We start from the raw sequence: 7,893 nt of genomic DNA on the forward strand, positions 1-7,893 counted from the left end.
TCTTGGTAAAATGCTTTTTGATTTGTTTCAAAGAAAGGTTGTAAATATCCTGAAAGTATATTAGTCAAAATGGGAATAATAATTAATAAAACAAAGGCTTTAATTTTTGGAGTTTTTCCCAACTTGTCTAAACGTTCAATTATATTATTCAACATTGAAATAATTGTGTTCTGCTTTTCCAAAACCCCTTGACGCTCTAATACTCCTAAAACCACTTCTTCAATTTCATCTTTCTTGACAATTTCACCATCCAAAACCCAATTTTCGTTCTCGTCTTGCTCAATAACAGTGAGTTCTGTGTTTCGAAGCAATTCCTCAATCTTTGGAAAATTTATTTTTTGCAATTCTTTAAATTGAACCTGCCATTGTTCTAATGCTTTTATCGTCGGTGACAGGTTAATCTTATATGATTCTAATGTTTGATTAATTGTCCTTTGGAGTTCTGCAATCGGACTATTTATACTATTGTAAATCTTGGTAAATGACAAACCCAGTTGTCTGGATGCATTCAAAGCCGCTTGCATAGAGTCAGTTATCCTATACATTTGACTGATCCGATTATTACTTAACGCTTTGGTTAATTCTAATGATGCAGCAATGGAGCGCGCATGTACTTGTGTTGTCTTCAACTGTGAGCCTATTCTATTAAATGCTCTCGAAAGTTCAGATTGATACATGCTTAAATCAAATTTCTTTCTTAAATTTAAATCTAAGTTGTTTATCCTCATTACTTTCGATTGATATCCAAATATCTTTTCTAATTGTGACATCCTCTCTGATTCCCTTGTAAGAATTTTAGTAATCGCTCTATCCATTCCTGCCTGCATCTGCCTCATCTACCCTTCATAACCATTTATACAAAAACAGATGCCCCTATAAGAGACATCTGTTCTAGTTGTTACGCATTCACTGACCAGTCTTTATATTGCTGTTCGGCTTGTTCCATGAGTTTGTTTGTTAAGAATTGTAATTGCTGCGCCGTAATTTTCTCTTTCATGAGTACTTGCTTGACGGCTAATTTCACTTTAGCGTAGACATCTCGACGGTGAGGACTCGTCCAGTCTACGGCTAATTGTTTCTTTAATGCTTTGACAACCTTATGGATTAAATTAGAAACCTAAAAATAAAATGGATACATTTCTTTCCAAAACAAGAGTGGCTCTAAGAGATAGACCCTCTTGTTTTTCTTTTAAGTGTTTTAATTTTTTAGCATCTAGAACAAAATCAGTCCTCCGTATCACTATTATTTGTGATATGGTTCGCTAAATTTAGTAAGTATAAATATTATTTTGATAAAAACGGATCATTTTCAAAATTTCCGGTTACTAAATTGCGTAATTCCATTAAGTTATCGGCAAAAGTAAATTTTTCTTTATTTTTTGATACAGATACCGAGTGTTGTTCAGCGTAATACACTGTTTCTAAATAATAACCTCCATTTTTTTCATCTTCTAAAACGAAATCATTTTCCATTAAATAGTTTAAATGTTGACTATTTAACCATAAATAATCATGTATTGTAATGTCACTATATTCACTCAAATCCATTTTATAACCTTCTATTTTACCGTAAAAGTAACAATTCCAATCAGTCCACTCCACTGGGTCATAAAAATATGAATTATATGTTTTTACACCACTTACATAATATAAAATTAGTACTGAATCACTTTTTTTAATTAGATTATTAAAGTCCTCTTTCTTAATATAGAAACGTACTACCGTTTCTTTATTTGGATTCTCTGACGGAGGTAAGATCACTCTGCTTTTTACTTGAATATAAAAATCTTTTTGAGGCTCTTCTTCCTTATACGTTTGTATCATTTTATTTGTAACGTGAATATCAAAACCAAAATCAATTGGTAATTTGTATGCCTCAAAACCAAGTAAAAAAAACTTACTAATTACTTGATATTCAATACCCATCCCCAGATAATACCTATATTTTTCTGTGTTAAACCCCATATAATATCACCTGATTAATATATTTTCGGCATTATTATACTTCATTCGAAAGCGTAATAATTATATTTTGGTCTAAAATATCTATGTTAAGTACAGATTGATTTTCCGACACATGCAAACCGTTTCGATCATTCTTTCAGTCGACTCAAACATTTTGATTATGTCGATTTTTCAGTGTGAACTTATATAGATGTCTGCTTTAATTATAAAATATTTGTTTTTGGTAATAAACGGTAATAGAATCAATTTTATTGCAGTTGTTTTCTCTTTGAAAAACTTATTCTTCTTCAAAGTTTAAAAGGTATGTGTCATCGATTATATAAGGTAGTGGCTTTTTTATCTCACTAGCAGATTTACCGTCAGAATATAAATTAACTACAATAATGTAAATTTCTTTGTCCCCTAATTTTACTGATTTTATTGGGCTATCGTCATTTTTTTCGAAAGATAAATCTCTTTTATCCAGATTATATATTAAAAGATAACCCGTAGGCTTACCGTAATCTATTGCATAACGGTATGCTTGTACCAATCCTTTTCTGATGTATGCCTTATCATAACCTTTTTCTAAATTAAATAGTTTCACCTCTAGAACCATTGGATCATTGGTTTCAATTAAACCAACTAAATCAGAACGTCCGCTAGGTGAATGTGGTGTTGAAAATGGATAATCAATTCCTTGGTTATGCAAATACTCCTGTAAGTCTAAGGTTAAATTTTCTTCACCGCGTTTTGTATCACTTTCATAAATAGAGAAAAGTCTATCTTTATGAAACCATTCAGTACGGTGCTTATACCTTAATAATAAGTATAAAATTGTACTACCATCTTCAATTTGTTCACAGATATATTCATATAAAGGTTTGAAATATTGTTGTGCAATCACGCGACAACGATCATCAATACTTCTGCTTGGTGTGATATTTAAGAAAAGGGTGTCTAAAACACTTAACTTATTTTCTGAAAAAAGTTTCATTAACGAGTAACATAAAGCAATTTTTTGAATATAGTCGTTCGGATACTCTATAAAGCGTCTATGTCTTCTTTCGTCACCTTTTAAATAGGATTCAATGTCAAAATTTAGTTTTTCTATCTCATGAATAATGGCACTAAGTAAAGAATTGGATTTTATAAAATCTAGAAAAATCTTAATTTCTGAATAGAAATTTTCTTCCCGTGCATATAACACACTATTGGCTCTATTACTCAATTTGAATTTTATATTTTCTAAAACTGGATTCATCTTATTTTTCACCCCACTGAACTATCCTTTGTGATATTGTTACCAGTCATTTTGTCTTATTCTCTTATCCATCAATATTGCAAACAAATAGGACGGAGCCTGCAAGTGCTGTACAGGTACAGTATTTTCTAATGGTACATATTTCAGCGCTTCTTTAAAGGTGTTTTTTGATATTGAGCGATTAGTTCTGCTCAACTCAATAGTATTTCCCTTAACTTTGTACGTAAACTCTCCTCCACGGATTTGCTTAAAAACTTGCCCTTCACATCCCTTGATTCGTTCCCATACGGTTTCAATCATCCTATCCCCCCTACTAACAAAAAGTTTAAAAATATGTTGAGTTCATACTTTAATTATAACCTAATACCCAATTTCAGGAAATTTCAAACAAAAATATGAGCGTTCCATATACTCTCTGAGAATGCCAATGGTTGATAAAAAGTCCCCTCCATACCTCTACCTTTTTCTGCTAAAATAATTCTATACGCTTTAAGGGGGTTTTGTTATGCCAGTGTATAAAGATCACTCCATAAAGAAAAGAGAAAGTTGGTATTATGAATTTGTTTATAAGAAAAAAAGATACAAAAAAAGAGGTTTTGCTAGAAGAACTGATGCAGAAGCAGCGGAGAGACAGAAAAGATACGAATTGCAGCAAGGAATATCCATTCAAGAGTCAAAAATTACTGTAAAAGACTACTTTAAAGAGTGGTTGAGCAGAAGGCATAATCTTTCTCAAAATACGAAAAAACTTTATAAAACCTTTCTTAACAATCATTTAAATTTTTTTGAAAATGTACAACTAAACGATGTTACTCCTTTAATGGTTCAACGATTTATTGATAGCCTTCATCAGAGATATTCCAGCGGTTATGTAAAAAGAATTTACAGCATACTACGGAAAGGATTAAATGATGCTGTTAATTTGGAATTGATTCGACGAAATGTCGCCGATCAGATTGAAAAACCGCGTGAACAGAGAGAAAAACCAATTGAGGTATTTACAGTTGAAGAATTAAAAGAATTTATTAAGATAGCGGAAAAGACAACTCGCTATGCCATTGCCTTTAAAATTCTGGCTCATACCGGAATGCGGCGCGGAGAATTACTCGCTTTAACGTGGGACGATATTGATTTTGAAAGAAAAACAATCAGAATAAATAAAACACTTCTTAAACATCAACGAACGATTCAACACTCTACAAAAACGAAGCAATCTACAAGAGTCATTGCTATTAGCAACTATCTTGTGGAGGAATTGAAAAAACATAAACAAATACAAGAAATTGAAAAAGCAGAGAACGAAAACTATGAGGACAACAACTTAGTTATTTGCACAGTAAACGGAACAAGTGTGTATGTAGATAACTTAACACGGGCATTCCGAAATACTTATAAAAAGATGAAATTAGAAAAGGATATTACATTGCACTCATTAAGGCATACACATGCAACTTTGCTGTTACAACAAAATGTTCATATGAAGGTCGTTTCGGAACGGTTAGGACATGCGAGTATCAAAATGACAATGGATACTTACTCTCATTTGCTTCCAAGCATACAAGAAACAGCAGCCGAAAAATTCGAGCAATTGTTTGAGGAGGAATAAAGTTTTAAATCAATCACTCCAAAAATCACACCAAGTCACCAAAAACACCAAAAATAACGAATGACAACAGAAATAAAAAATCCCTTGAAGCCTTGTGGCTCAAGGGATTTCGCTCGATGATTCCGACTGGGCTCGAACCAGCGACCTCCACCCTGTCAAGGTGGCGCTCTCCCAGCTGAGCTACGGAATCATGCTGTCCTGTTGAACACATTTTTTATTATATGGACGAGCAGCGGATTTGTCAAATACTTTTTTAAAAATTTTTTAGCGGTGATGAAAACGGCCGAAAACAGCATCATTCAAAAAAGGTATGCGCCCATGTTTTTTGACGCATACCTTTTTTTTCAACGCGCGGAAACGGCAGACGATGTTTCTTTGACATAGGATAACGCCTGCTCGAAATCGGCGATTAAATCTTCAACCGCCTCCAGGCCGACGCTAAGCCGCAGCAGGCCATCTGTAATGCCGCGCCGCTCCCGTTCCTCTTTCGGCATTGCGGCGTGCGACATTTTCGCTGGATACGATAAAATTGATTCGACCGCTCCTAGGCTGACGGCAAATACAGGGAGGCGAACGTGTTTCACAAACGTCCGGACCGCTTCTTCATCGGCAAGACGGAACGATAATACCGCGCCAAATCCCGATGCTTGATAGCGTTGAATCGAATGGCCAGGGTGGTGCGTGAGCCCTGGGTAATACACTTCCTCCACTTTCGGATGGCCGGACAAATAGCGGGCGATGGCGAGCGCCGATTCGGACGACTGCTTGAGGCGGACGTGCAGCGTCTTTAATCCCCGCAACACCAGCCACGCATCTTGCACCCCAAGCACGGCGCCAAACGCGTTTTGCAATTTATACAGCTGTTTCGCCAACTCCTCGTCTTTCACCACCGCAAGCCCCGCCACGACATCGCTATGCCCTGCTAAAAACTTTGTCGCGCTATGAAGAACGACATCGACGCCAAGGTCAAGCGGGCGCTGGAGCGCGGGAGTCATAAACGTATTGTCTAAAAACGTTAAACAGCCATTGGCTTTCGCCAGTTTGACAATTCCTTGAATATCGGTTACCTTTAAGAGCGGGTTGGACGGCGTTTCGACATAGATCACTTTTGTATTCGGACGAATATGAGTGGCCACTTCATGCAAATCGGTCATATCGACAAACGTATATTCAATGCCAAAACGGTTTAATACTTCGGTGATCATGCGATACGTGCCGCCATAAACATCTTCGGTCACGAGCACATGGTCGCCTTTGGACAAGAGAAGAAACGCAGTCGAAATCGCCGCCATCCCTGAGGAAAAAGCGAAGCCGCGCACGCCGCCTTCCAGTTCGGCAATCGTTTCTTCGAGCGCCTCGCGCGTCGGGTTTCCGGAGCGGCTGTAATCATATTTGCCAAATGTGTCAAAATCGAATTGATGGAACGTTGAAGCATGCTGAATCGGCACGCTTACTGCCCCTGTTTGCCGATCGATTTTCCATTTGTTATGAAGCAGTTTGGTTTGAAAGGAAATACGTTGTTCCATATCCTCTTACACCTCTTTCATATTTTTCAGCGCTTGCGCTAAGTCGGCAATTAAATCTTCGGCATGTTCGATGCCGACGGAAAAGCGCAGCAGCCGGTTACAGACGCCGTTGGCAATGCGGACTTCCTCCGGAATGTCGGCATGCGTTTGCGTCGCCGGATATGTAATAAAGCTTTCCACACCTCCTAAACTTTCGGCGAACGTAATTAAGCGTAAACTTTGTAAAAAGCGGTTGACCCACTTTTCCTCGCGCAAGCGGAACGACAACATTCCCCCTCTTCCTGGGTATAATACATCGGTAATATCTTCGTGAGACGCTAAAAACTCACTGATGCGCTTCGCGTTTTCTTCATGCTGGCGCATCCGTAGCGCCAACGTTTTCATGCCGCGAATCAATAGCCACGAATCAAACGGAGAAAGCACGGCGCCAATTGCGTTATGATATTCCGCAAGCCGTTGACAAAGCTCCTCTCCCTTTGCAACAACGAGACCGGCTAACACATCGTTGTGTCCTCCTAAATATTTTGTCGCACTGTGAATAACGATATCGGCTCCTTGCTCGATCGGACGCTGGAGAACCGGCGTGTAAAACGTATTGTCAACAATGAGAAGCAGTCCGTGTTTTTTCGCAAGTTTTGCCACTTCGGCAATGTCCGCTTCCTGCATGAGCGGATTGGTCGGCGTTTCCAAAAAAATCGCCTTCGTTTTTTCCGTGATCATGTTCTCTACTAATCGTATGTCGCGAAAATCTACATAATGAAAAGACAATCCGTATTTTCGCCAGCCACGTTCAAATAAGCGATATGTACCTCCATATAAATCGGCAGAAACGAGAAATTCATCCCCGCTTTCAAATAAAGCAAGAACTGTCTGAATGGCTGCCATGCCCGAACTGAACGCATAGCCTTGATCGCCTCCCTCGAGCTTGGCGATCGCCTCTTCGACGATTTTGCGCGTCGGATTGCCGGTACGGATGTAGTCAAACCCGGTCGACTGTCCAATTCCTTCATGACGGTATGCCGTCGAAAAGTAGACAGGCGGATTGACCGTCCCCGTTACTGTTTCGCTGCGGTTTCCGATTTGCGCTAACAATGTCTCCAGTTTCTCCACTTCTCTCTCTCCCTCTTTTATAAAATAAAAAAAGTCTTCTAAGAAGAAGACTTTTCCATACGTATGTCAGTGCTTCTTCTTATCTGCCGAATTGAAAAAATTCAATTCGCTGGATTTAGCACCTGGCCAATACTTGGCTGGTTGCTGAAGCTTCACAGGGCCAGTTCCCTCCGCTTCTCTCGATAAGAAAGCATCTTGCCGATATTCATTTTTCTGATTATCTTAAAATTTAACTCATTCATAATAATTTTGCAAGTAATTTTTTTAAAATTGAGTTATTTGTTTATATAACATCGGAAAAACTTATCATGTTTTTCGCGCTGTCCGTTTTCATATGTTTGGACCGATTCCAGTATATTTCGTTATTTTATTTTATCGAAACAGTTTTTTGACAAAAATAGCAAAAAAAGCACTTATTTTTTCAAAAACTTACACGGTTCAAC

At 37.8% G+C, this 7,893-nt stretch carries 7 protein-coding genes, 1 tRNA gene, 1 pseudogene and 1 riboswitch; of the genes and pseudogenes, 1 reads left to right on the forward strand and 8 read right to left on the reverse strand.

What is annotated here, in order from left to right:
- The 5 genes and pseudogenes from GCA01S_RS20675 to GCA01S_RS18500 all read right to left on the reverse strand — a co-directional run.
- Positions 1-827, reverse strand: an 827-nt coding sequence (locus GCA01S_RS20675) for a hypothetical protein (protein ID WP_052510072.1), incomplete at its 3' end; no start/stop codon positions are given.
- Between the two features lie 71 nt (positions 828-898).
- Positions 899-1,117 (reverse strand): annotated as a pseudogene (locus tag GCA01S_RS19755) (type I restriction enzyme endonuclease domain-containing protein); the annotation flags it as partial.
- 167 nt (positions 1,118-1,284) lie between these two features.
- A complete protein-coding gene (locus tag GCA01S_RS18490; protein WP_042412333.1) occupies positions 1,285-1,965 on the reverse strand; it encodes a hypothetical protein in 681 nt (226 codons plus the stop codon).
- A gap of 277 nt (positions 1,966-2,242) precedes the next feature.
- Entirely contained in the window at positions 2,243-3,208 is a 966-nt protein-coding gene (locus GCA01S_RS19070) for a hypothetical protein (protein WP_052510073.1), read from the reverse strand.
- Between the two features lie 39 nt (positions 3,209-3,247).
- The gene (locus GCA01S_RS18500; RefSeq protein WP_042412337.1) at positions 3,248-3,508 is read right to left on the reverse strand and encodes a hypothetical protein; all 261 of its coding nucleotides are present in this window, start codon (positions 3,506-3,508) and stop codon (positions 3,248-3,250) included.
- A gap of 205 nt (positions 3,509-3,713) precedes the next feature.
- Here GCA01S_RS18500 and GCA01S_RS18505 point away from each other — a divergent pair, with 205 nt between their 5' ends.
- Positions 3,714-4,814: a tyrosine-type recombinase/integrase gene (locus GCA01S_RS18505; RefSeq protein ID WP_042412340.1), complete on the forward strand. Its 1,101-nt coding sequence runs from the start codon at positions 3,714-3,716 to the stop codon at positions 4,812-4,814.
- A gap of 117 nt (positions 4,815-4,931) precedes the next feature.
- Here the strand turns inward: GCA01S_RS18505 and GCA01S_RS18510 are convergent.
- The 3 genes from GCA01S_RS18510 to GCA01S_RS18525 all read right to left on the reverse strand — a co-directional run bounded on the left by GCA01S_RS18510 (position 4,932) and on the right by GCA01S_RS18525 (position 7,450).
- Positions 4,932-5,004 (reverse strand) — tRNA-Val (locus tag GCA01S_RS18510).
- Positions 5,005-5,158: 154 nt separating this feature from the next.
- Positions 5,159-6,340, reverse strand: coding sequence for a cystathionine beta-lyase (metC, locus tag GCA01S_RS18520; RefSeq protein ID WP_017436274.1), 1,182 nt, complete (start codon positions 6,338-6,340; stop codon positions 5,159-5,161).
- A 6-nt stretch (positions 6,341-6,346) separates the two neighbouring features.
- Positions 6,347-7,450, reverse strand: a complete 1,104-nt coding sequence (locus tag GCA01S_RS18525; RefSeq protein ID WP_017436275.1) for a methionine biosynthesis PLP-dependent protein — start codon at positions 7,448-7,450, stop codon at positions 6,347-6,349.
- A 76-nt stretch (positions 7,451-7,526) separates the two neighbouring features.
- Positions 7,527-7,639: riboswitch (SAM riboswitch) on the reverse strand.
- Positions 7,640-7,893 lie beyond the last annotated feature (254 nt).

Origin of the sequence: Parageobacillus caldoxylosilyticus NBRC 107762 (genome assembly GCF_000632715.1) — a bacterium.
Classification (GTDB): Bacteria; Bacillota; Bacilli; order Bacillales; family Anoxybacillaceae; genus Saccharococcus; species Saccharococcus caldoxylosilyticus.